The sequence below is a fragment of the Kitasatospora sp. NPDC101176 genome, assembly GCF_044768035.1.
Taxonomy (GTDB): Bacteria; Actinomycetota; Actinomycetes; order Streptomycetales; family Streptomycetaceae; genus Kitasatospora.
On sequence record NZ_JBIWPA010000014.1, the window covers coordinates 102,206 to 124,941 of the forward strand.

Annotated in this window: 20 protein-coding genes; 10 read left to right on the top strand and 10 right to left on the bottom strand. The window is 74.1% G+C overall.

Annotated features, from left to right (window positions below):
• Nucleotides 1-112: 112 nt before the first annotated feature.
• Together ACIRS1_RS20705 and ACIRS1_RS20710 are read left to right on the top strand one after the other, a co-directional pair.
• The gene (locus ACIRS1_RS20705) at nt 113-1,111 is read left to right on the top strand and encodes a YdcF family protein (protein ID WP_402841815.1); all 999 of its coding nucleotides are present in this window, start codon (nt 113-115) and stop codon (nt 1,109-1,111) included.
• A gap of 243 nt (nt 1,112-1,354) precedes the next feature.
• The gene (locus ACIRS1_RS20710) at nt 1,355-2,794 is read left to right on the top strand and encodes a PHB depolymerase family esterase (RefSeq protein WP_402841818.1); all 1,440 of its coding nucleotides are present in this window, start codon (nt 1,355-1,357) and stop codon (nt 2,792-2,794) included.
• Here ACIRS1_RS20710 and mca read toward each other — a convergent pair.
• The gene (mca, locus tag ACIRS1_RS20715) at nt 2,764-3,720 is read right to left on the bottom strand and encodes a mycothiol conjugate amidase Mca (RefSeq protein ID WP_360213731.1); all 957 of its coding nucleotides are present in this window, start codon (nt 3,718-3,720) and stop codon (nt 2,764-2,766) included. The genes ACIRS1_RS20710 and mca overlap by 31 nt on opposite strands.
• Nucleotides 3,721-3,889: 169 nt before the next feature.
• Between mca and ACIRS1_RS20720 the strand changes: the two genes are divergently transcribed.
• The 4 genes from ACIRS1_RS20720 (at nt 3,890) to murQ (ending at nt 8,121) form a co-directional block, all read left to right on the top strand.
• Nucleotides 3,890-4,630: a TetR/AcrR family transcriptional regulator gene (locus tag ACIRS1_RS20720; protein WP_402841821.1), complete on the top strand. Its 741-nt coding sequence runs from the start codon at nt 3,890-3,892 to the stop codon at nt 4,628-4,630.
• Between the two features lie 98 nt (nt 4,631-4,728).
• A complete protein-coding gene (locus ACIRS1_RS20725; RefSeq protein WP_402841824.1) occupies nt 4,729-5,409 on the top strand; it encodes a DUF6445 family protein in 681 nt (226 codons plus the stop codon).
• A 31-nt stretch (nt 5,410-5,440) separates the two neighbouring features.
• Nucleotides 5,441-6,559 carry an NAD(P)-dependent oxidoreductase gene (locus tag ACIRS1_RS20730; RefSeq protein WP_402841827.1) on the top strand — a complete coding sequence of 373 codons (1,119 nt, stop codon included), beginning with the start codon at nt 5,441-5,443 and terminating at the stop codon, nt 6,557-6,559.
• A 656-nt stretch (nt 6,560-7,215) separates the two neighbouring features.
• Entirely contained in the window at nt 7,216-8,121 is a 906-nt protein-coding gene (gene murQ / locus ACIRS1_RS20735; protein ID WP_360213721.1) for an N-acetylmuramic acid 6-phosphate etherase, read from the top strand.
• 63 nt (nt 8,122-8,184) lie between these two features.
• On the opposite strand, the gene ACIRS1_RS20740 is transcribed toward murQ, so the two are convergent.
• Nucleotides 8,185-8,391 (bottom strand): hypothetical protein, encoded by a 207-nt coding sequence (locus tag ACIRS1_RS20740; protein WP_402841830.1) that lies wholly within the window; start codon nt 8,389-8,391, stop codon nt 8,185-8,187.
• A gap of 88 nt (nt 8,392-8,479) precedes the next feature.
• Nucleotides 8,480-8,992 (bottom strand): isochorismatase family protein, encoded by a 513-nt coding sequence (locus ACIRS1_RS20745; RefSeq protein ID WP_402841833.1) that lies wholly within the window; start codon nt 8,990-8,992, stop codon nt 8,480-8,482.
• Between the two features lie 449 nt (nt 8,993-9,441).
• Here ACIRS1_RS20745 and ACIRS1_RS20750 point away from each other — a divergent pair, with 449 nt between their 5' ends.
• Both ACIRS1_RS20750 and ACIRS1_RS20755 read left to right on the top strand, forming a co-directional pair.
• Entirely contained in the window at nt 9,442-10,899 is a 1,458-nt protein-coding gene (locus tag ACIRS1_RS20750; protein WP_402841836.1) for a TolB family protein, read from the top strand.
• Nucleotides 10,900-11,238: 339 nt separating this feature from the next.
• Nucleotides 11,239-11,808: a hypothetical protein gene (locus tag ACIRS1_RS20755; RefSeq protein ID WP_402841838.1), complete on the top strand. Its 570-nt coding sequence runs from the start codon at nt 11,239-11,241 to the stop codon at nt 11,806-11,808.
• 123 nt (nt 11,809-11,931) lie between these two features.
• Here the strand turns inward: ACIRS1_RS20755 and ACIRS1_RS20760 are convergent, their stop codons facing one another.
• The 7 genes from ACIRS1_RS20760 to ACIRS1_RS20790 all read right to left on the bottom strand — a co-directional run bounded on the left by ACIRS1_RS20760 (nt 11,932) and on the right by ACIRS1_RS20790 (nt 19,317).
• Nucleotides 11,932-12,561, bottom strand: coding sequence for a glyoxalase (locus tag ACIRS1_RS20760; protein WP_360213713.1), 630 nt, complete (start codon nt 12,559-12,561; stop codon nt 11,932-11,934).
• A 5-nt stretch (nt 12,562-12,566) separates the two neighbouring features.
• On the bottom strand, nt 12,567-13,031 hold the full coding sequence (locus tag ACIRS1_RS20765) for a helix-turn-helix transcriptional regulator (RefSeq protein WP_360213711.1): 465 nt from the start codon (nt 13,029-13,031) through the stop codon (nt 12,567-12,569).
• A gap of 90 nt (nt 13,032-13,121) precedes the next feature.
• Nucleotides 13,122-13,532 carry a VOC family protein gene (locus tag ACIRS1_RS20770; RefSeq protein WP_402841841.1) on the bottom strand — a complete coding sequence of 137 codons (411 nt, stop codon included), beginning with the start codon at nt 13,530-13,532 and terminating at the stop codon, nt 13,122-13,124.
• Between the two features lie 372 nt (nt 13,533-13,904).
• On the bottom strand, nt 13,905-16,076 hold the full coding sequence (locus tag ACIRS1_RS20775) for a hypothetical protein (RefSeq protein WP_402841844.1): 2,172 nt from the start codon (nt 16,074-16,076) through the stop codon (nt 13,905-13,907).
• A gap of 118 nt (nt 16,077-16,194) precedes the next feature.
• Nucleotides 16,195-17,202, bottom strand: coding sequence for a sphingomyelin phosphodiesterase (gene sph / locus ACIRS1_RS20780; protein ID WP_402841847.1), 1,008 nt, complete (start codon nt 17,200-17,202; stop codon nt 16,195-16,197).
• A 226-nt stretch (nt 17,203-17,428) separates the two neighbouring features.
• Nucleotides 17,429-18,112 (bottom strand): response regulator, encoded by a 684-nt coding sequence (locus tag ACIRS1_RS20785; RefSeq protein WP_402841850.1) that lies wholly within the window; start codon nt 18,110-18,112, stop codon nt 17,429-17,431.
• Entirely contained in the window at nt 18,109-19,317 is a 1,209-nt protein-coding gene (locus ACIRS1_RS20790) for a sensor histidine kinase (protein ID WP_402841853.1), read from the bottom strand. Before ACIRS1_RS20790 ends, ACIRS1_RS20785 begins: the two co-directional genes overlap by 4 nt.
• A 141-nt stretch (nt 19,318-19,458) precedes the next feature.
• Between ACIRS1_RS20790 and ACIRS1_RS20795 the strand changes: the two genes are divergently transcribed.
• A complete protein-coding gene (locus ACIRS1_RS20795; RefSeq protein WP_402841855.1) occupies nt 19,459-20,205 on the top strand; it encodes an ABC transporter ATP-binding protein in 747 nt (248 codons plus the stop codon).
• 169 nt (nt 20,206-20,374) lie between these two features.
• Nucleotides 20,375-22,696: an ABC transporter permease gene (locus ACIRS1_RS20800; protein WP_402841857.1), complete on the top strand. Its 2,322-nt coding sequence runs from the start codon at nt 20,375-20,377 to the stop codon at nt 22,694-22,696.
• The last annotated feature ends 40 nt before the right edge of the window (nt 22,697-22,736 follow it).

Genomic DNA, 22,736 nt, shown 5'->3' on the forward strand with positions numbered 1-22,736 from the left:
TCGCACCGGCCGCGCTGGCGGGAGGCACCTCACGGGCCTCACGGGTCATCGCCGGGAGGGCCGTTCGAGGTCTCCGGCCGGGCGGGAACGAGGGGACCCTACGATACGAGGCATGATCGCCTATGCCCCAGCAGCCCTGTTCTTCCTGCTCTTCGGGATCGGGGTACTGCGCGACCGCCGCAGGTTCAGCAACGCCGTCCTGCTCGGTATCGCCGTCACGCTGCTCTGCCTCACCCTGCTCGCCGAGCTGCGCAGGGCACCGACCCTGGTGGCGGAGGTGGCGGCCGTGGCGATCATCCTGCTCCCGGCGCTGGGCACCGTGGCACTGGTCTGGTTCCTGATCTCGAACGGCCTGACCATGATCCGCAAGGAGGGGACGCGGCCCGCCAACCTGCTGTCGCTGCTCGCCGGGGTGGGCATCCTCGGTGTCATCGCCCTGCTGGTCGCGGCCGTGGCCACCAAGTCTCCCCGTGTGGGGATCATGGCAGGAACCGCCGTGCTGGTCGTCGGCTACGTCTCCTTCCTGTTTCTCTGCTTCGTCGGGTACGCGTTCCTGTACGGCCACCACCGACCGCGCCGGGACGTGGACTTCGTCGTGGTGCTGGGCTCCGGTCTGATCGGCGGCGAGCGCGTCCCACCCCTGCTGGCCAGCCGGCTCGACCGCGGCCGTGAGGTCTACGACAAGCAGGCGGCGCGCGGCAACCCGCCCGTCCTCATCACCTCGGGCGGGCAGGGCCCGGACGAGAAGCTCCCGGAGTCCCACGCGATGGCCGACTACCTGGTCGAACGCGGTTTCCCGGCCGAGCACATCGAGCGCGAGGACCGCTCGCGCACCACCGAGGAGAACCTGCTGTTCAGCAAGGCCATCATGGAGCGGGCCAAGCCGGACTACCACTGCGTGGTGGTCACCAACAACTTCCACGCGTTCCGCGCCGCACTGACCGCCCGCAGGACGGGCGTCAACGGGCACGTGTTCGGGTCGCCGACCGCCGCCTACTACTGGCCGAGCGCGACGATCCGGGAGTTCGCCGCCGTCTTCCTCGCCCACAAGCTGGTCAACGTCGGCATCTGCGGCCTCCTCGCGCTCTGCGGGGTCCTCGCCGCGCTCTGATCCGGCGCCGTGGCCCGGAGCACCGTGGCCCGAAGCACCACCCGGAGCGACCAAGTCCTGGGCACCGAAGTCCCGCCCGTCGCCGTCCGGAGCACCCCGGTCCGGGCCTGCCGGGTGCGGGCCATGGCGGTCGGTGCCATGACGGGGCAGTGGAGGCCGGGTGGTCGTCACATGGCGTCGCGGCGGATGGCGCGGCACGCTGCACGGCAGCCGCTCCCACTCCTCCCCCACCCAGGAGCCACCATGCGCCTCCGACCCGTCCTCGCCGGGCTCTTGACGGCCGTCGCACTCACCGTCGGCGCCCCGGCGCCCGCCCCGGCCGGCGCCGACACCGCGAGCGGGACCTTCCAGCAGGTCACCGGCTTCGGCGCCAACCCCGGCAATCTGGCGATGTACTCCTACACCCCGGCCGGTCTGCCCACCGGCGCACCGCTGGTGGTCGCCCTGCACGGGTGCCAGCAGAGCGCCGCCGACTACTACCGCGACTCCGGTTGGACCACGTTCGCGGACCGCTACGGCTTCGCGGTCGTCTTCCCCCAGACCGGCAGCGCCAACAACAGCCTCTCCTGCTTCAGTTGGTTCGACGCCGCCAAGGACGCCCGGGGCGTCGGCGAGGCGGAGTCCGTCGCCGAGATGGTCGCCAGGGCGGAGTCCCTCTACGGCTCGGACGGCAACCGGGTGTTCGTCACCGGCCTGTCCGCCGGCGGCGGGATGGCCGCCGACCTGCTGGCCGACTACCCGGACCTGTTCGCCGGCGGGGCGATCGACTCCGGCCTGCCCGCCCGGTGCGCCACCACCCAGGCCGCCGCCTCCGGCTGCCAGAACTCCGACCAGGGGCTCACCCCGGCCCAGTGGGGCGACAGGGCCCGGGCCGGCTACCCGGGCTACTCCGGGCCGTGGCCCAGGGTCGCGATCTGGCAGGGCAGCGCCGACACCGTGGTGAAACCGGTCAACGCGACCGAGCTGCGCGACCAGTGGACGGACGTCCAGGGCGTCGGCCGACGCCCGACCGGCACCCGGAGCCTGCCGGGCGGCACCACCGAGGACGACTACGCCGACGCGGCGGGCCGGCCCGCCGTCGCGGTGTTCACCGTCGCCGGCATGGGTCACGGACTCGCCGTCGACCCCGGGTCCGCAGCGGACCAGTGCGGGGCGACGGGCGCCTACTTCCTCGACGCGATCTGCTCCAGCTACCACACCGCACGGTTCTGGGGCCTGGACGGCGGCGGACCCACCACGCCCGGCCTGCCCGCGCCGTCGGGACTGACCGCCGCCCCCGTCGGGGCGAGCTCGATCACCCTGGCCTGGCAGGCCGTCAGCGGTGCGGCCTCCTACCGGGTCTACCGGGACGGGGCCGTCGTCGGCAGCACCACGGGCCCGTCCTTCACCGACGGCGGGCTCGCCCCCGGGACGGCGTACGGCTACGCCGTCGCCGCGGTCGACGCCGCCGGGGCGGTGGGCGCCCGCTCGGCCACCGTGACCGGAACCACCGGCGGCGGCGCACCCCCCTGCTTCACCGACGACAACTACGACCACGTGCGGGCCGGCCGGGCCACCCAGAGCGGCGGCCAGACCTACGCGCTCGGCTCGGGCCAGGGCATGGGGCTCTGGAACACCTTCGTCACCCACACGCTGCGGCAGACCGCGCCGGGCTACTTCGTACTCGCGGACGGCCAATGCTGATCCTCCCCTCCTGAACGGATCCCCGCGAAGAGGTCGGTCTCGACCGCTCCGCCCACCGGCGGGCCCCCGACCGAGCCGGAGGGACCACGCCCGCCCCCACCGGGCAGCAGGCTCCGGGCGAGGTGGTAGTCCTCCGTCGGCCAGACCTCGCGCTCGACGTCCCGCGGGTGGGCCATGAAGGCCACCCCTGGCTCGACCTGGGTGGCGTGCGCCAGCATCGCGGCGTCCCGCACGGCGAACCGGTCGGCGCACGCTATCCGGGTGGTGGTGGCGAGGGCGGGCGGGGTGTCCGGCCAGTCGGCCAGCAGGCCGCCCATCCCGGACGGCAGGCCCCTCGCCGTCAGGGCGTCGTGGAGGGTCTGGAACCAGGCCCGGGACAGGGCCAGGTGGTAGTAGAGCTTCACCGCCTGCCAGGGCTCCCCCGCCTCCGGGTGGCGGCCCGGATCCGCGGCCGCCTCGAAGGCCTCGACCGTGACCCGGTGGGTCATCACGTGGTCCGGGTGCGGGTACCCGCCGGTCTCGTCGTAGGTGACCACCACGTGCGGACGGAACTCCCGGATCAGCGCGATCAGCGGGGCCGCCGCGACCGCCACCGGGAGGGCCGCGAAGCAGCCCTCCGGCAGCGGCTCGCCGGGCCCGGGCAGGCCGGAGTCGACGAAGCCGAGGAAGCGCTGCCGGACCCCGAGGACCTCCCGGGCCGCGGCCATCTCCTCCCGTCTGATCCTGGCGAGGTCGGCCCGGACCTCCGGGCGGTCCAGCGCCGGGTTGAGCACGGACCCGCGCTCGCCGCCGGTGCAGGTGGCGACCAGGACGTCGACCCCCTCCGCCGCGTAGCGGGCCAGGGTGGCGGCGCCCTTGCTGGACTCGTCGTCGGGGTGGGCGTGGACGGTGAGCAGGCGCAGACCGCCGGGGTGCTGGGTGAACACGGGCCCTCCTGGGCTGGGGTCGACGGGACCGTGCGCGCCGGAACGGCGGTCGATCCCCCGGTGGACGAGCGGCCGGGCGGCCCCCCGGGGAAGAACTTAGGACGGACCCATGGAATGGGTCAAGCCTAATTACTGTGCCCGACCCAGCGAACCGCGCTAGGCTGCCGCCATGACCGAGACCCGGGCGACCCCGAACCTGCGCGAGCTCAACAAGCGCCGCACCCGCGAGGCGATCTCGCACGCCGCGACGAGGCTCTTCATCGACCAGGGCTTCGAGCGCACCACCATCGCGGAGGTCGCGGCCGCCGCCGGGGTCGCCAAGATGACCGTCACCAACCACTTCCCGCGCAAGGAGGACCTGCTCCTCGACCTGCACGAGGAGCTGGTCGGCCGGCTCGCCCGGGCGGTCCACGAGCGGGCGCCCGGCGAGTCCGCCCTCGCCGCCCTGCGCCGCGACTGCCTGGGCGGGCTCGACCGGCACGACCCCCGGCTCGGCTTCTCCGGCCGGGCCTTCGCCCGCACCATCACCGACAGCCCGGCCCTGGTCGCCCGGCTGCGCGAGCTGCACGAGCAGGGCGAGGCCGCCCTCGCCGAGGCGCTGGCGGCGGCCGGCGCCGCCGGAAGCGGCACCGCCGACAGCGACAGCACCGGCAGCACCGGGAGTCACGCCACCGGGGCCGCCACCGACTCGACCGCGATACAGGGCGGCGCCCCGGTCGACTTCGAGAGCCGGGTCGCCGCCGGGCTGCTCGCCGCGGTCGACCGCACGGTGTTCACCGAGGTGTTCCACCGCGTGCTGGCCGGCGAGGAGGCCGGTGCGATCGCGGCCGCGGTGCGCCCCTCCGCCGTCCGGGCCTTCGACCGTCTGGAGGGCGCCCTGGGCACCTTCGCCGTCCGCCCCGGCCCCTGACCTGCCCGGGAGCTCCCGCCCGCCGACGGTCCGCACTTGACGAAAGGTTGACCTGCTCACGGCAGAAGGTTGGTGATGCCCACCCCTATCGTCGGCCCATGCCCTCACAGCCCATCAGGCCCACCACCCTGCCGGTCCTGCCCTACCGCAAGCCCACCCGCGGCCGGGACTACTGGGTCCTGGACAACGTCCTCCCCGACCCGGACGCCGTCCGCGAGCGCGTCCTGTCCCGCGGCGACTGGACCGAGGGCTATCCGCACCGCCCCGAGACCTGGCCCGGCCTGCGCACCATGCCCGGGCTGGAGCCGGACGAACTGGCCCGTGTCGAGGCACTGGTCCGCAAGGCCACCGGCGCCCCCCGGCTCTGGGTCCAGAGCACCCCGGGCGGCGGCACGCTCAACCACAACTGCGTGCAGGTGGTCGGCGCCGGGGAGTCGGAGTCCCGCCCGCACACCGACTCCCGCGCGCTCTGCCGCTACGCCGCCGTGCTCTACCTCAGCCCCGGCGCACCCAAGGACGCCGGCACCAGCTTCTACCGGCAGCAGTTCCCCGGCGGCCGGCTCGGCGGGAACCACGTCAACGCCCCGCACAACAACCTGGTGGAGGCGCTCGGTACCCGGCACGTGCCCGCCGACCACTTCACCGAGGACGTCCGCGTCCCCAACCGGTACAACCAGCTGCTCCTCTACCACGCCAACCTGATCCACAGCGCGACCGCCTACTACGGCACCGAGCTGCCGGAACGGCGGATGACGGCCGTCTTCTTCTGGATGGCCTGACGGCGCCCGACCGCACGACGGAGCCCGCCCGATGACCCGACCGCACGTCCTGCTGCTGGACGCCGCCCCCGGAGAACTGCTGCACCGCGAGCTGGAGCGCCTGCTCGGCCACGGCCTCGACGTCACCCTCAACCTGCGCCGGGTCGACGACCGGGCGGGCGCGCACGCGGCCTGGGGCGGCCGGATCGGGTTCACCGACCTCGACGCCTTCGACGAGGCCGCCCTGGTCGAGGAGTTCCTGCGCGGCGCCGGCTACCACGCCGTCAAGTCGCGCGGCGGTGTGCCCCTGCGCGCCGCCGTCCTCGCCGCGGCGACCGACCCGGGCCGGCCCGCCCGCCTGCGGGTGATCGGCCGGGCCGGGGCCGGCACCGACCACGTCGACCTCGCCGCCGCGGCCCGGCACGGCGTCACCGTCACCCACACCCCCGGCTCCAACGCCGGCGCCGTGGCCGAGTTCGCACTCGCCCAGCTCCTCACCCTCACCCGCGGCCTCCCCGCCCATGACCGGGCCACCCACCAGGGCCGCTGGGGCGCCCCCGCCACCCCACCGCGCGAGCTCTCGGAGCTCACCCTCGGCATCGTCGGCCTCGGTCGCACCGGCCGGGCACTCGCAGCCCGGGCCGGCGCGCTCGGCATGACCGTGCAGGCCCACTCCCGCCGACCGCCGGCCCCGCCGGTGCGGTCGGCCGCCTCCCTGGACGCCCTCCTCGCCGGCAGCGACGTCGTGTCGTTGCACGCGCCGCTCACCCCGCAGACCCGCGGCCTGCTCGGTCGCCGCGAACTCGCCCTCCTGCGGCCGGGATCGATCCTGCTGAACACCGCGCGCGGCGGCATCGTGGACGAGCGGGCCCTGGCCGAGGCCCTGCGCGACCCGGCGCACCCGCTCGCGGCCGCCGCGGTCGACACCTTCGAACGGGAACACGCCGCGTTCGACTCCCCGCTCCTCGGGCTGCCGAACGCCCTGCTCACCCCGCACATCGCCGGGATGACCCGGACGGCGATGGCCGAGGCCGCCGTCCGCTGCGCCGACCACCTCGCCGCACTCCTCTCCGGCCGACCGCAGGGCATCCCGGTGGCCACCCCTTCGCTCGCCCCCTCGCGCGCACCTTCGGCCGCCCCGGCTGCGCCTCCGGCGCAGGCCGACAGCTGAGGCGGCCCACCCGCAGCCCCGGACGGTCAGAGAGACGGCGGTGGCGTCCAGCCGAGACCGCTCCGGTCGACCTGGTGAAGGATCCAGGCCCGCCGCTCAGGACCGCTGACGTTCCAGACGTGACTCATCGGTCGCTCGGTCAACGCCCGCTCACGCGGGCTGTGGAGGTCCCCCAACCGCCGCCGCCGGCGTGTTCCGGAAGCCGCCAGCAGCTCGGTGCAGAACTTCGCCCAGGCGTCGATCTCCTCGACGACCCCGGCGGCAGGTGCTTCGTCCGGGTGCCGGGCGGCACGAACGGCGGGCGAACGGATCTCGAACAGGGCTTCCCCGCAAGACGGGCCGCGAGCTCCCTGTCCTCGTTGCCCGCCGCCCGCAGGCGCCATCGCGGCATCAGCATGCGCGGAGTCTGCCACGAGGCCACCCGCCGGCCGCCGAGCGCACCTCCGCCGCGGGAGGACCACCGGGCAACGTGCCACCGGTGGGAAGCCTGAGCAGTCCTCAACCCTGCGAGGGAGGTCGGTGGAGGCATCGACCGGCACCCATCGCGGGCGTCCTCGTCCGGGGGCGCCCGGTGGGGAGCGGGCGACGGGCCGGCCGCCCTCCTCCCGGGTGCCGGGCCGGATTGGCCGTCGTCGCCCCCGGGGACGCTGGCAGGCATGAACCAGAACGCCGTGCCGCCCACCGAGACGATCCGCGCCGATTGGGCCGGGATCGACCGGCTGCCGACCGTGGACCTGCTACGCCTGATGAACACCGAGGACCGGACCGTCCCCGCCGCGGTGGCCGGGGAGCTGGACCGGATCGCCGCCGTGGTGGACGCGGCGGCGGCCCGCATGGCGGACGGCGGGCGCCTCGTGTACGCGGGGGCGGGGTCGGCCGGGCGGCTCGGGGTGCTGGACGCTGCCGAGTGCCCCCCGACCTTCGGCACCGAGCCGGCCCTGGTGGTCGGGCTGGTCGCCGGCGGGCCGGCCGCCGTGACCGCGGCGGTCGAGGGCGCCGAGGACCGCCCGGAGCTGGCGGAGGCCGATCTGGCCGGGCTCGGCCTGACCCCCGCCGACACCGTGGTGGGCGTCTCCGCCTCCGGTCGCACGCCGTACGCGGTCGCGGCCGTACGCACCGCGCGGGCGGCCGGGGCGCTGACCGTCGGTCTGGCCTGCAACCGGGGCTCGGCACTGGTGGCGGCGGCGGAGCTGGGGATCGAGGTCGAGGTCGGCCCGGAGGTCCTGGCCGGATCGACCCGGCTGAAGGCCGGCACCGCGCAGAAGCTCGTGCTCAACATGCTGTCGACCGCGGTGATGGTCCGTCTGGGCCGGACGTACGGAAATCTGATGGTCGACGTCCGCGCCACCAACGCCAAGCTCCGGGAGCGGGCCCACCGGATCGTCACCGAGGCCACCGGCGCCGACGAGGCGGCGGTCCGGCGCGCGCTCGCCGCCACCGGAGGCCGCGCCAAGGACGCGATCCTGGTCCTGCTCGCGGACGTCGACGCCCCGACCGCCGCCCGACGCCTCACCGCCTCCGGCGGGCGGCTGCGCGAGGCCCTGCACGCGCACCGCCCCTGAGCGTGCTCCAGGAGGCGGGACGGAGCCCGGGCCCGCGGTGCGAGGAGGTCCGCGAGCCGGCCGTCAGGACACCAGCCCGAGAGTCACGCCCACCGCGCCGAGTGCGGCTTGACACGCTCCGATGCGCTTCATCGTCCGCAGCGTCACATCGGCTCCGCGGTACTGGTGGTTGATCAGTTGCCACCACTGGGCGGCATGACGGACGTCGAAGGCGGTGGCGAGCCCGTTGAGGGCGAGCGCCGCCCCGGGGACGATCAACTCGGTGGTCACAGCGCGAGCATAGGGCTGCGTCCGGCGCGCCACCAGAGAGATCCGGGCCCGCGGGAGTCGAGCGTGTCACGGGACCTCCGACCGCCCGTCAGCCGAACTTCACCTCCGCCAGCCCGACCACCTCGCCGAGGCGCGGGAAGTCCAGTTCGACGGAGGCCCGGTGCTCCTGCGCGGTGAGCGCGCTCATCGCATCCTCGACGAAGACCAGCCGGTAGCCGTGGTCGTCGGCCGCACGCGCGGTCGACTCCACGCCGAGGTTGGTCGCGATGCCGCCCAGCACCAGGGTGTCCACGCCGCGCTGCCGGAGCAGTTCGTGCAGGCCGGTGCCGTGGAAGGCGCCGATCGTGCGCTTGACCACCACCTCGTCGGCGACGGCCTCGACCTCGGTGAGGAGCTCACTGCCGGGCGGCTGCTCGGCGACGTTCGGCCGTTCGACGCGCACCGCGACGACGGGGGCGCCCGCGACACGGAACGCCTCGGCGAGCTGCAGGGAGGCCGCGACGACCGCCGAACCCGGGCGCGGGCCCAGGGGGTTGGCGACGATCCGGTCCATCAGGTCGATCAGGACGAGCGCCGTCCGAGCGGGGTCGAGTGTGGTCATGCGGCCCACGCTAGTGGATGCGCCGAGGCGGTCTCCTCACCCGCTGCCGGTCACCCGCTGCCGGCTCCGGATCCGCCGTCCGCCGTCTCGCGCGCGATCTCGGCGCGGAAGCCCTCGATCAGGACGCGCAGTCAGCCCTCCCCGGATCCCGCCGAGGACCGCACCCCACGCCCCTCGCCGGATCCCACCCCACGCCCCTCGCCGGATCCCACCCCGGACCCCGCACCGTGAGCCGCGCCCCGTGAACCCCGCCGGCAGCAGGGCGCGCACCTGCCCCGCCCGCCCGCTCCCCGCCCGGTGACGCGAATCCGCCGCTGCCGCCGCCGCACCCGTTGACCGCGGACGCCGGCGACGGTTGGCTCGGCCGGAGCCGGCCACCCAGCCGGCCGCCGGTGCGCCCGACGGGGAGGTCGACGCGAGCCGGCGCGATCCCAGGGGAGGGACGACAGATGACCCGAACGACCTCCGTGCCGCGCCTGCTGCGCGCGGCCTGCGTCCTGGCGGCGGCCGCGCTGGCCGCCGTCACCGCCGCGACGCCCGCCGGGGCCGACCCGTCCCGCGGCCGCACCGAGCGGGTGTCGGTCGGTTTCGGCCAGTCCGCGCCCGGTGGCGCCGCCCAGCCCGACGGCGCCTCGTACGCCGCCGGGCTGAGCGCCGACGGCCGCTTCGCCGTCTTCACGTCGGAGGCCACCAACCTGGTGCCGGGCGACTCCAACGGCAAGTCCGACGTCTTCGTCCGCGACGCGTGGAGCGGCCGCACCGAGCGGGTCAACACCGGCCCGGGCGGGGCGCAGGCCGGCGACCACTCCTACGACGCCGCGATCAGCGGCGACGGCCGCTACGTGGCGTTCAGCTCCTACGCGACCAACCTCGCCCCGGGCGGGAATCTCGGCTTCGAGGACGTCTACGTCCACGACCGCTGGACCGGGAGCACCGAGCTGGTCTCCACCGGCCACGGCCCGGCGGTCCCGCAGACCGACCGCCAGTCCGGCCACCCGTCGATCAGCTGGGACGGCCGGTACGTCGCCTACCAGTCCAACCGCTCCGACCTGGCGCCCGGCACCGTCACCTGGACCGGCGGCAACATCTACGTCACCGACCGCTGGACCGGCCGGACCAGGGTGGTCAGCATCGGCGCGGACGGCGCCGAGGCGAACGCCTCCTCCGCCGAACCGGTGATCAGCGCCGACGGCGGATCGGTCGGTTTCGTCTCCAAGGCGACCAACATCATCGGCCAGGGCCGGCCCGGCGCCCTCGCCGCCGAGGCCACCGCCCGGCTCGACGCCGTCTCCGACGAGGAGTTCGTCCGCGACTCCTTCCGGCACGACCGGGGGGCGGCGATCCTGAAGCCGCGCCTCTACCCCCTGTACGTGCGCGACCTCCGCGCCGAGCAGACCGTCCTGGCCAGCCCCGACGGCGCGGGCGGCTACCGGGGCGCGGCCCGGCCCGCGCTCGGCGCGGACGGCCGGTACGCCGTCTTCTCCACCCTGGTCAACGACGGTGGCGACCCCTGGGCGCGCCACTACGAGGTCTATGCGCGCGACCTGAAGCGCGGCACCGAGACCCTCGTCAGCGCCGGGCTCCCCGGCACGACGACCACCGGCGACTCCCTCGGCGCGCAGATCACCGCGGACGCCCACTGGGTCTACTTCGGCTCCGCCGCGGAGAACCTGGTGCCCGGCGACACCAACAACACCCGGGACGTCTTCCGGCGCGACCTCTGGACGGGCCGCACCGAGCGGGTCAGCGTGGCGGGCGACGGCTCGCAGACCGCGGGCGCCTCGGACGACCCGTTCGTCGACGCCCTCGGCACCACGGTGCTGTTCACCTCGGAGGACGGCACGCTCGCCCCGGGCGACACCAACGGCGTGACGGACGTCTTCCTGCGCCGGCTCCCGCTGTTCTGACGCCGCTCGGCGCTCACCGGACGCCGGACGCCGCCCCGCCCGCACCGGGTGGGGCGGCGTCCGGCGTCCGTCCTCACCACCCGTCGGGACCGGCGCCACCCACCCGTTCACCGCCCGTCGAGCCGCGCGCCACCCGGCCGCCCGTCGCCCGTCCACCCGGGCCGACCGGCGCCGCGCGGGCACCGCACTGCCCTGCCCCGTCAAGCCAAGAACACCCAAAGGATCATTGACTGACGCTTGGTCAAATATTCACCACTTCCGGTCTACCCGCATAGACCGACCGGTGATGGCATGGACACACCGCTTGGCCGACCGAGCCGAGCCCTTCAGGGAGCCCCCATGCCTCGCCCCCACCGTCTCGCCCCCGCCCTGGCCACCGCCGTGCTCGCCGCGGCCGCCCTCGCCACCGGCGGCACCGCGCACGCCGCCCCCGCGACCCACACCGCCGGACGCGCCGCCACGGCCGCCACCTGCTCGCAGGCCTACCTGCCGCTGCCCGACCCGGCCTGTACGCCCGGCGCCACCAACCCCGACGTCACCCAGGACACGATCGACGACACCATCTGCGTCGGCGGCTACAGCACCTCGATCCGCCCCTCCACCAGTTACACCAACCGGCTGAAGGTCCAGCAGATCGCCCAGTACGGCTACGCCGACACCAGCACCGCCGACTACGAGGAGGACCACTTCATCCCGCTGTCGCTCGGCGGCCACCCGACCGACCCGCGCAACCTGTGGCCCGAGCCGCACTACGCCACCGGCTCCGGCGACGGGACGTCCCTCGACAAGGACTCCGTCGAGTACAAGCTCTACCGGGCCGTCTGCAACCACCAGGTGGACCTGGTGCCCGCCCAGCGGGCGATCGCCACCGACTGGACCACCGCCCTGTCCGTCCTCGGCCTCGCCTGAGCCGCGCGGCGGTCCGCTCCTACGGCCCCGCGCCACTCCGAAGCCCCCGGCCGGTGCCGGTCCCGGCCCGGTGCACCGCACCGGGCCGGGTGGCCCGACGACCGGAGGGACGGCGGTCGCACCTCAGGACGCGGCCGCGAGGGAGGCGGCGGGCTGCCAGGCGAACCCGTCGGGGTCGGTGAACGACGTGCCGGAGCTGCCGATCACGAGGCCGTGCGGCCCGTCGCCCTCCGGGGAGACGCCCGCGTCCTTGGCGAGCGCGCGACGCCGGTACAGCGCGAGCTTGACCGCGCCCCCGCCGCCGTCGAACTCCACGTACATCTTGCTGAAGCTCTTCGCCACGGTGAGCCCCTGCTCGACGTAGAAGCGCTTGCTCGCGCCCACGTCCGCGACGCCGATCAGGATCACGAACTGGTCGATCTTCCGGGTGACCGGGCCGGTGTCCTTCTTGGCCGAGGTCGCGATCTTCCAGATCGCCCCGTCCGGGGCCTGGAGGACGGCGCCGTAGCCCCAGAGGGACTTCGCGGCGGGCTTCAGGGCGGTGGCGCCGTTCTCCAGGGCGGAGCCGACGAGGCTGTCGACGTCACCCGGCTGGGCCACCGTGAGCGAGAGCGTGAACCCACGGTAACCGTCGGTCGGGGCCTGGATGCCCTGCACCCGCAGCTGCGCGTCCAGGCCGAAGGCGGTGGTGTAGAAGTGCTTGGCGGCCGTGGGGTCGGCGGCCTCGAGGATGATGCTTTCGATGGAGGTCATGTCCATCAAGCTAGTTGCAGCCCGCTGACCGGCGCTTCTCGATTCCTGACCGGTCTCGCCGACTGCGCGGGCAGCCGTACCGGCCCCTGTGCCGCACCGCCCGACGTGCGGCGGAGGTAGGCGCCGGGGGACATCCCGACCAGCTCGGTGAAGCGCGCGCTGAAGCTGGCCGGCGACGAGCAGCCGACCGCGGAGCAGACCTCGGTGACGCTGAGCTCACCACGCCGCAGCAACGCCGCGGCACGCTCGATCCGGCGCGCCATCAGGTACCCGTACGGCGATTCGCCGTACGCGAGCCGGAACGCGCTGCTCAGGTTCCCGGTCGACATCCCGGCGCCTCGGGCGAGCGCCTCGACGTCCAGGGGCTGTGCGTACTCCCGATCGATCCGGTCACGGACGCGGCGCAGCAGCGCCAGGTCGTTCAGGCGCTGCGCCGCGGCGCGGGCGCGCCCCCACCCGGGGTGACACATGACAGAACTCCTCTCGTCGACGTCGACACGTGCCTGGGGTGACTTCCTGCTCGGCGGCGGGGTGCCCGCCGGTCCGCGCCGGCGTCGGGCTCAGCGCACCTCCTGGATCCGGATCATGTTGCCGGCGGGGTCGCGGAACGCGCAGTCGCGGACCCCGTAGGGCTGGTCGGTCGGCTCCTGGACCACCTCGGCCCGGCTGGCCTGCACCTTCTCGAAGGTGGCGTCGAGGTCGGGGGTGGCCAGCTGGATCCAGCCGTAGGTGCCCTTGGCCATCATCTCGGCGATGGTGCGGCGCTCGTCCTCGGTGATCCCGGGGTCGGCGGCCGGCGGCGCCAGCAGGATGGACGTGCCGGGCTGGTTGACGGGGCCGACGGTGATCCACCGCATCCTGCCGTGTCCGACGTCGCTGCGGACCTCGAACCCCAGGGTGTCGCGGTAGAAGAGCAGCGACGCGTCGGGGTCGTCGTGCGGGAGGACGGTCGTGAAGATGGTGATGTCCATACTGCCCATGCTAGGGGCAGCCGCGGGGCGTGCGCTTCTCCGCGCCTGCCCGTTTCGGCACCGTTCCCCGGCCCCGCGGGGCCGTGCCGGGCCGCCCCGGCCGCGGCGTCAAGTGACCGACGGGCCCGGGCCGGTGGACCGACCGGCGGGAGCCCACGGCCGGCGCGCCGACCGCGCTCGTCCACCCGGAACACCCCGGAACACCCGGAACACCCGGAACACCGGAAGCACCGCAAGCACCGGGAACGACGACGCCGGGGGTGCCGTGGCGGCACCCCCGGCGTGCGTCGAGGGCGAGGAAAGCGAACGGACTAGTTCAAGTGGAGTGAGAAGGAAGCCCGTTCATGGCCTCACCGAGGTCCACCGTAGCAGTCAGGCGGGGATCAGGTCGCGCAGGTTTTCCGGCGTGACCACCACGGAGTCGGGGTGCAGCCCCTCCGGCCGCGCCAGACCGACGTAGGTGACGGGGCCGGGCGGCACCGCCCCGCCGTCCCAGAGCGTGGTGGCCGCGGCCCGCTCGCCCAGCAGGCCCGCGAGATGACGGACCGTCAGGAAATCCCGTTCGACGATGCCGCGCAGCAGCGTGGCCACCGACACCCGGTTCCCCTCGACCTGGTTGGCGCTCGGGGTGCCCCGGAGGTACAGGTGCAGCCACTTGGCGTGCCAGCGGCCGTCCCCGTCGCGCAGGAACGCCAGCGGCAGCGCGACCCGGCCCGGGCCGCGCAACTCCGACTTCATCCGGACGGTGCGCGCCTCGAACGGCATGCCCTGCTGCTCGGACTCCCGCAGCATGAAGCCGAAGAAGGACTCCTCGACCTCCTCGAAGCCCTCGCCGTCGTAGATGTTGACCTGCGGCACGATGAAGGAGCCGCGCACCGCGCCCAGGCGCAGGTTGATGAACTCCGAGGCGCCGTGGGTGGCGTCCGTGATGTCGCCGGAGTGCTCGCCCTCGACCTGGGTCAGCGTGGTGTACGACAGCCAGCAGACCGTCCGGTAGGCGCCGTCCAGCATCAGCGCGGACAGGTCGAAGTCGGTGCTCTTCCTGGTCTGCTTCCAGTACACGAAGAACCGCAGCAGCTCGCCGTCGACCGGCGAGAGCGAGCCGCGCGGCAGCACGCCGAGGCCGCCGGTCGTCGCCCGGCCGCTGAGCGGCAGCGCGACGTCGAGGACGGCGGGGTCGACGAGCAGGTGCCCCGGGGCGGGCAGCCGGCGGCCGGTCTCCGCGTCCAGTGCCTCGATCAGCCGCTTGCGCTCGGGCTCGGGCAGCGGCACGCGGGTGTCCGCGGCGGCCCAGGCGCGGCCGAGCCGGTTCACGAAGAGCCGGCGCCCGTCCGTCGCCCCGGTGCGGTTCTGCAGGTGTTCCCGGAGCGAGAGGAGGACCCGGCCGGAGACCTGCGGGGCGGCCCGCTCGACGGCGGCGACCACGGCGTCCCGCTCGTCCCGGGTGCGGCAGGCGCGCAGCAGGTGGTCCAGGGCGCGGAACAGCCGGCCGGGGGCGGCGGCCAGCAGTCGCACCGCTCCGGTGACGTCGCCCGCGCCGAGCAGCTCCTGGACCAGGCTGTCGAGGGAGCGGGCCGCCCGCTCGCCCCGGGCGACGGCGAACACCTCGGCGGCGTGCGGCCAGCGCGGGTGCTCGTGCGGGTGCAGGCGCTCGCCGAGCCGCTTGAACGCCTCGCGGTGCGCGGTGACGTCGGCGAGCTTGGCGGGTGCCGCGGCGACCACCGCGTCCAGGCCGGCCAGCAGCGCGCGGCGGACGGGGCGGGGCATCGACCGGAACCTGGTCGGCTCGATCAGGGTGACGTCGCCCCCGGACAGCGCGCAGGCCAGCCGGAGCACGTCGGTGACGGTGTCCAGCAGGAGGTCCGCGCCGGCGTCGAGGCGCACGCGGTTGACGACGGCGCGGTTCTCCCGCACCGGTATCTCCGCGGGCTGCGGGCCGGCGACGCAGTGCCCGGCGAGCACGCCGAGGTCGCGCAGGTGCTCCTCGCCGAGCGGGGTGGCGCTGCCGGCCAGGGCCAGGTAGAGCGCCGTCACCTCGTCGTCCGGGGCGCCGCCGAGGTGCAGGACCGTCAGCCGGTCGCCGGCGGCGGCGATCAGCTCGTCGTGGGCGGCGAGCACCTCGGCGTACGCGTGCCCGTAGACGCCGTACCCGGGGAGGGTCAGCAGGTCGACCGTGCCGGTGCTCAGTTGCGCGAGCACGCCCTCGCGCGACGCGTGGTCGTCGAGCGCGCCGACGATGCACCGCATCCAGAAGTCGAGGGTGTCCGGCACGTGGCGCGGGAAGTCGACGAAGTAGACGTTGTGCGCGACGTGGTCGCCCACCATGGCGCGGACGGTCGCCAGGGTGCGCACGGCGGTCTCGCGGACGGCCTCCTCGGCCGTCCCCGACAGCCGTTCCAGCAGCTCCGCCGACAGCTTGAAGCCCACGGACATCAGTGCGGAGTCGAACTGCCGCGCCGCGGCGGCACCGTCGCCCGCCGGGCCGGGCGGCACCGGGACGCGGTGCGTGTGACGGAGGACCATGGCCTCCAGGAGCTGGGACATCCCCGCATGGTCCCAGACCGGCGCGGGCCGCCGCACCCCGGTTTCCCGCACCCGTGCCCGGACCCTGACGCGGCGCGGGCGAGGACAGGGGCGAGCGCGCGGACGGCCCGCGCCCGGCTCAGTGCGCGGCGAGCGGGTAGTGGTCGGAGAGGTCGGTGTAGGTGTAGCTCTTGCCCCAGCTACTCACCGTCCACGGCGCGCTGTGGGTGCGCACGACCTGGTTGGTGTACTGCTGCGGCCGGGCGTGGTCGGCCCGGTAGAGCACGTAGTCCAGGTCCTCCTTGGGCTCGCCCGGGTAGCGGTAGGCGGCGATGGAGTTGTCCACGGTGTCGAAGGAGTACGGCCAGCCGGTGCGGGCGGAGGCCGGGGCGAGGTTCCCGTTGTCGAGCAGGGCCTGGTACTCGGAGCCGTGCGAGTCGATGTTGAGGTCGCCGGCGAGCAGCACCGGCTCGTCCGCCGGGATCCGCTTCGCGTCCAGGAAGTCCCGCATGGCGGTGAGCTGCTTGGCCCGGACGTCGGCCGGCTGGCCGCTGGAGCAGCCGGAGTCGGTGGACTGCAGGTGGGTGCCGACCACGTGGGTGCGCAGCCCGTTGACGTTCAGCACGGCGTAGACGAAGCCCTTGTTGGACCACCAGTCGGATCCGCAGGCGTCCTTGAAGACGTACTGCTCCTTGCGCAGGATCGGCCACTTGCTGAGCAGCGTGACGCCGCCGTCCTCGGGGGTGGTGGAGCTGTAGCTGCCGGAGGTGGCGTCCCATCCGCCGGTGGAGCGGCCCACCACGGGCGTGTGGTACGGGTACGCGGCCGAGGCCCTGGCGGTCAGCGCGTCGGAGGCCGCGTTGTCGAAGGCCTCCTCGAGCACGACCACGTCGTGGCCCTGGAAGAAGTCCGCGGCGGCGATCGCCTGGGCGCGGTGGTCCTGACCCCAGTTCGGGTAGAGGGACGTGCTCATCAGGAACACGTTGTACGTGAGGACGTCCAGGGCGGGCGCGGTGACCGGGGCGGTCTCGGCCGCCACGCCGGTGGCGGCCGTGGCGGGGGCGGCGGCGACGGTGCCGAGCACGGCGGCGGCCGCGCAGACCGCGGCGGCCTTGCGGGTGGCGTGGCGGACGGACGACAGGGGCATCGGGGCTCCGTGACAGGTGACGTGAACGCGACGGACGGCGGAATGCCGTCCATCCAACGTCGCCGCCCGCACACCGCACAAGACGTCGGGCGAGCATTCGGTGAACGCACCCGGAACAGTGCGCTCGCGCCGTCCTGAACGGGCTGGTCAGCGTGCTGGTAGGACGGTGGCGTGAGCGGACCCGTGGTCGCGGTCGTTCTTCCGATCCGGCCCCCGTCGTCCGCCCCTACCGTCGACGCGGCACGAGTCCGGTGTCGAAGGCGATGATCGCCAAGTGGACGCGGTCCCGGGCTTCGAGCTTGGCGAACAGCCGCGCGACATGGGTCTTCGCGGTCGCCGCGCTGATCACCAGCCGCTCGGCTATCTCGGTGTTCGACAGTCCCTGTCCGACCAGTGCCAGCACCTCGCGCTCCCGGTCGGTGATCCCCGCGAGGGGACTCGGGTCCACGGCGGGCCCGTCGTCCGGTTCGGGGGCCGCGGGGCCGGACGTTCCGGCGAAGTCCGCGATCAGCCGTCTGGTCACGCTCGGCGCGATCAGCGCGTCGCCCGCGGCCACCACGCGGATCGCTTCCAGGATCGCGTCCAGGGCCATGCTCTTGAGCAGGAATCCGCTGGCCCCGGCGCGCAGTGCGCCGTAGACGTACTCGTCGTGGTCGAAGGTCGTCAGCACCAGGACCTTGGGCGGGTCCGGCTCGGCGGTCGCCTGCCGGGTCGCCTCGATCCCGTCCACGCCCGGCATCCGGATGTCCATCACCACGACGTCCGGCCGCAGTTCGCGCACCAGGCGCACCGCCTCGCGGCCGTCGCCGGCCTGGCCGACCACCTCCAGGTCGTCGGTGTCGCCGATCAGGATCCCGAGCCCGACCAGCATCAGCGGCTGGTCGTCGACCAGCAGTACCCGCACGCTCATGCCGGGAGCCTCGCCGTCACCCGGAATCCGCCCTCCGGGCGCTGGCCGGCGCTGAACTGGCCGGACAGCAACGTCACCCGTTCGCGCATGCCGAGCAGGCCGAAGCCGCTCCCGCCGGCCGCGGAGGGCCTCGGACGGCCCGGCCCCCCGAGACCGTCGTCCCCGTCGTCCACCACCTCGATCGTCACCCCTTCCGGCTCGTAGCCGACCGCGACCCGGCACATCCGCGCCCTGGAATGCCGCACCACGTTCGTCACCGACTCCTGGATGATCCGGAACGCCGACAGTTCGATCTCCGGCGGCAGTGGACGCCGCTCGCCCCGCCAGGTCACCTGAACCCGCACCCCGGCGCCGGCCGTGCGTTCGGCGAGCTGCGGGACGTCGGCCAGGCTGCCGGCCGGCGCCAGCGGAGCGGCCTGCGGCGTGGCGTCGTCCGGCTCGGCGCGGCGGAGCGCCCCGAGCATGCGCTGCAGCTCCAGCAGCGTCTCCCGGCTGGTGGTCTCGATGCCGGTCAGCGCCTGCCGCGTCTGCTCGGGCTTGGTCTCCACGACCCGCGCCGCCGCTCCCGACAGCACCGTGATGATCCCGATGCTGTGCGCGACGCTGTCGTGCAGCTCGCGGGCGATCCGCAGCCGCTCGGCCATGACGACGCGGGCCGCGGTCTGCTCCTGCAGGGCTTCGAGGTATTCACCGCGTTTGCGGTAGACCCCGCCGAAGACCCACGCGACCGCGAACCACAACGCGAACTGCCCGGCCCACTGGGACGCGTCGCCGACGGTCTGCTCGCGGCCGTGGAGACAGTTGAGGAACGCGGCCGCGACGGCCGCGACGGAGCCGAGGGCGGCAGCCTTCGGCCGCCGGACGGCGAGGTACCAGCCCAGGCCGACGAGCAGGACGAACACGATCAAGGGCCGCGCGCCGAAGAGATCGCCGAGGACCGCTTCGCCCAGGACCGCGGCGAAGACCGCCGCCGGCAGACGGCGCACCAGAAGCACCGGCAGGGCGAGCACGACGCAGAGACCGAGCATCTGGAAGGGCTCGATGTCGGGGAACCGGAACAGGCCGTCGTAGTGCGCCCAGTCGGTGGGCAGCATCGTCAGGGCGAGGATCAGCGCGTACAGGCATGCGGTGGCCAGCACCGCGGCCTGCGACATCAGCCAGGTCACGCGCTTCGATGTCGACAGACGCTGGAGAAGCTGTTCCATGCGGAGATCGTATTCAGTGGCCCCGGCTCCTCGCGTCGCCCCGGGGATGTACGCCGGGTACGCCGCCGGGCCGATGGCCCGGAAGAGGTGACATCCGCCGGCCGACGCGGTGGATCGCGGTCCGTTCCTAGGTTCGTGGCCATGACGAACGCACCGATGATCGATCTTCGCGACACGACGAAGACGTACGACGACGGCCCGCCCGCACTGGCCGGCGTCACCCTGTCCGTGGCGGCCGGTGAGTGCGTGGCGATCCTCGGCCATTCCGGCAGCGGCAAGTCCACGCTGCTGAACCTGATCGCGGGTCTGGACAAGCCTTCCAGTGGCACCGTGACCGTCGACGGCACCCGCGTCGACCAGCTCGGCGAGGCCGATTCGGCGAGGTACCGCCGGGCCTCCGTCGGCATGGTCTTCCAGTTCTTCAACCTGCTGGACGACCTGACCGTGCTGGACAACGTCATGGTTCCGGCGCAGCTGGCCGGGATGGGCAGGCGCGAGGCGCAGCGGCGGGCCGTCGAGCTGCTCGGCTCGCTGGACATCGACCGGCACGCCCAGGCCTATCCGCAGCGGCTGTCCGGCGGGCAACGGCAGCGGGTGGCGGTGGCCAGGGCCCTGATGAACGAGCCGGCGCTGCTGCTGGCCGACGAGCCGACCGGCGCTCTGGACTCGAGCTCGGCCGAGGACGTGCGCCGGCTGCTGCTGGAGCTGAACGCCGACGGCCAGACCATCCTGCTGGTCACCCACGACGTGCAGCTGGCCGCGAGCACCGCGCGCCGCACGATCGAGTTGGTGGACGGCGCGGTCGAGCGGGACGTCGTCGACGACGGCATCGGTACCGGCCAGGCCGCCCGCACGCCGCTGACCCGTCCGGCGGGAGCGGTCGGATGACGCTGCGCAAGCCGCCGATGCCTCGGCGCGTCTCCGGGGTCGGATTCCGGGCCGTGGCCCGCCCGCTGCCGGCGGTGAGCCGGTGAGCGCCCTGGGCAGGGTCGTACGTTCCGGCGTGGGCCGCCGTCGGGTCCAGTCCCTCGTCATCGCTCTGACGACGTTCGCCGCGGTGACGTCCTCCGTGCTCTCCCTCGGTCTGCTGGCTGTCGTGCAGGCCCCGTTCCAGCACGCCTTCAGCGCTCGGAACGGGGCGCACCTGGCGGTCCAGTTCGACGCTTCGAAGGTCACGGCCGCGCAGGCCGCCGCCACGGCTCACGCCGCCGGCGTCACCGAGGCGGCCGGGCCGTACCCGGTAGCCGCCGCCCTGGACACGACCGTCGGCACGGACTGCCCCGAGAACGACTTCGCCGGTACGGAGAACCATCCGATCACCGTCACCACCCGGCCCGACCTCGGCAGCACCTCCGGGATGGACCAGCTGGCGCTGACCCGGGGGCGCTGGCCGACCGGCCCGGGCGAGATCGCCCTGCCGTGGCAGCACTATGCCGTCGACTGCTTCGGCAGTTCGGTGGTGTTCTCCTCCCTGCCGGGCAAGCCGTCGTTCAAGGTCGTCGGCTTCGGCGGCTCGGTGACCGACAGCGCGACCGCCTTCGCCACCGCCGACGGTTTCGCGCGGCTCACCGCCGCCGGTGCCACGTCCGACGAGCAGATGCTCTACCGGTTCGCCGAGGCCGGGACCGCCGCCGACATCGCCGTCGACAAGCAGGCGGTGGCCTCGGCCGCGCCGGCCGGCGCGGTCGAGGCCGGACAGTCGTACCTGACCGCGGAGCAGCAGGCGACCGGCAACGCCAAGGCGTACGTGCCGTTCCTGGTCGCGTTCGGGATCCTCGGCCTGCTCATGTCGGTGCTGATCATCTCGATCGTGGTCGGCGGGGCCGCGGCCTCGGGAACCCGGCGCATCGGGATCCTGAAGTCCTTGGGCTTCACCCCGTCGCAGGTGGCCCGCGCCTACACCGCGCAGGCCGTGATCCCGGCGACACTCGGCCTGGTGCTCGGCACGGTCTCCGGCAACCTCCTGGCCGTGCCGATCCTGGACGGCGCCACGAAGCAGCTCGGCGCGGCCAGTGCCACGATCCCGTGGTGGGTCAGTGCCGTGGTGCCGCTGGGCACCCTGCTGGTCGTCGGCGTCACGGCCTCGATCCCGGCACTGCGGGCCGGCCGGATGCCGACGGTCCGGGCCCTGGTGGTCGGCCGTGCCCCCGAGACCGGCGGCGGTCGGGCGGCGCAGCGTCTGGCCTCGCGGCTGCCGCTGCCCCGGGCCGTGTCGTTGGGGCTGGCCCAGCCGTTCGCCAAGCCGGTCCGGGCCGTACTGGTCGGTGCGGCGGTGCTGTTCGGCGTGGTGAGTGCCACGTTCGCGGCGGGTCTGGAGACCGGGTTCAACAAGTACCTGGACGCCAGCACCGCAGGCTTCAACGTCGGGTCGGAGTTCGTGATCCCCACGGCCGCCCTGGGCGTCCCGTGGGGCCTCTACGGCCCCGACGACCCGCGCCACCCGTACCTGGATGCCGACGAGGTGGCCGCCGCGCTCGCCGGGATCCCGGGCACGAAGGCCGCGTTCGGCTGGGGCGAAAGCGGCGCGACCATGGTCGGCGCCCCGCCCGGCGGCGAACCGCCGAGGGTGTTCACGGTCACCGGCGACTTCTCCTGGACGCGCATGGAGCTGCTGTCCGGCCGCTGGTACTCGGCGCCCGGCGAGGCCGTGGTCGGCGACAAGCTGGCCTCGGCGGTCGGGATCCACGTCGGTGACGACGTCGCCGTGGTGCAGCAGAACGCGCACCTGTCGCTGAAGGTCGTCGGCATCAACTTCGACACCAACCAGGGCGACTACACGGTCATGACGGATGCGGCCACCTTCACCACCGCCGGTCTCGCCCCGCACATCGACCAGTTCAACGTCGAGCTGGCCGACGACGTCGACGGACCGGACTGGTCCGCCTCGGCCGCCGCCGCGCTGACCCCGCTGAACGCCTCGGTCCAGCCGCACTCGGACGGGGGCAAGAACATCGTGGTGATCACCATGGGCGCCCTGGTGGTCGCACTCACGCTGATGATGGTCGCGGTCGCCGCGCTCGGGGTGCTGAGCGTGGTGGTGCAGGACACCCGGGAGCGGGTCCATGACCTGGGGATCCTCAAGGCCCTCGGGATGACGCCCAGGCAGACCGTCGCGATGGTCCTGACCTCGGTGGCACTCACCGGCCTGATCGCCGGCCTGATCGGGGTCCCGCTCGGGGTCGCGGTGGAGAGGGCGACGCTGGCCCCGATGGGGAGCGCGATCGGCCGGCATCTGCCGCCGAGCGTGTCCCACGTCTACACCGCCGGGCTGCTCGCCCCCCTGCTGGCCGGCGGGATCGTGATCGCCCTGCTCGGGGCAGTGCTGCCGGCCGGCCGGGCGGCCCGGTCGCGGACCGCCACCGCGCTGCGGACCGAGTAGGGCCGAGCAGCGCCGAGCAGCGCCGCTGGTCGCCGCGGCA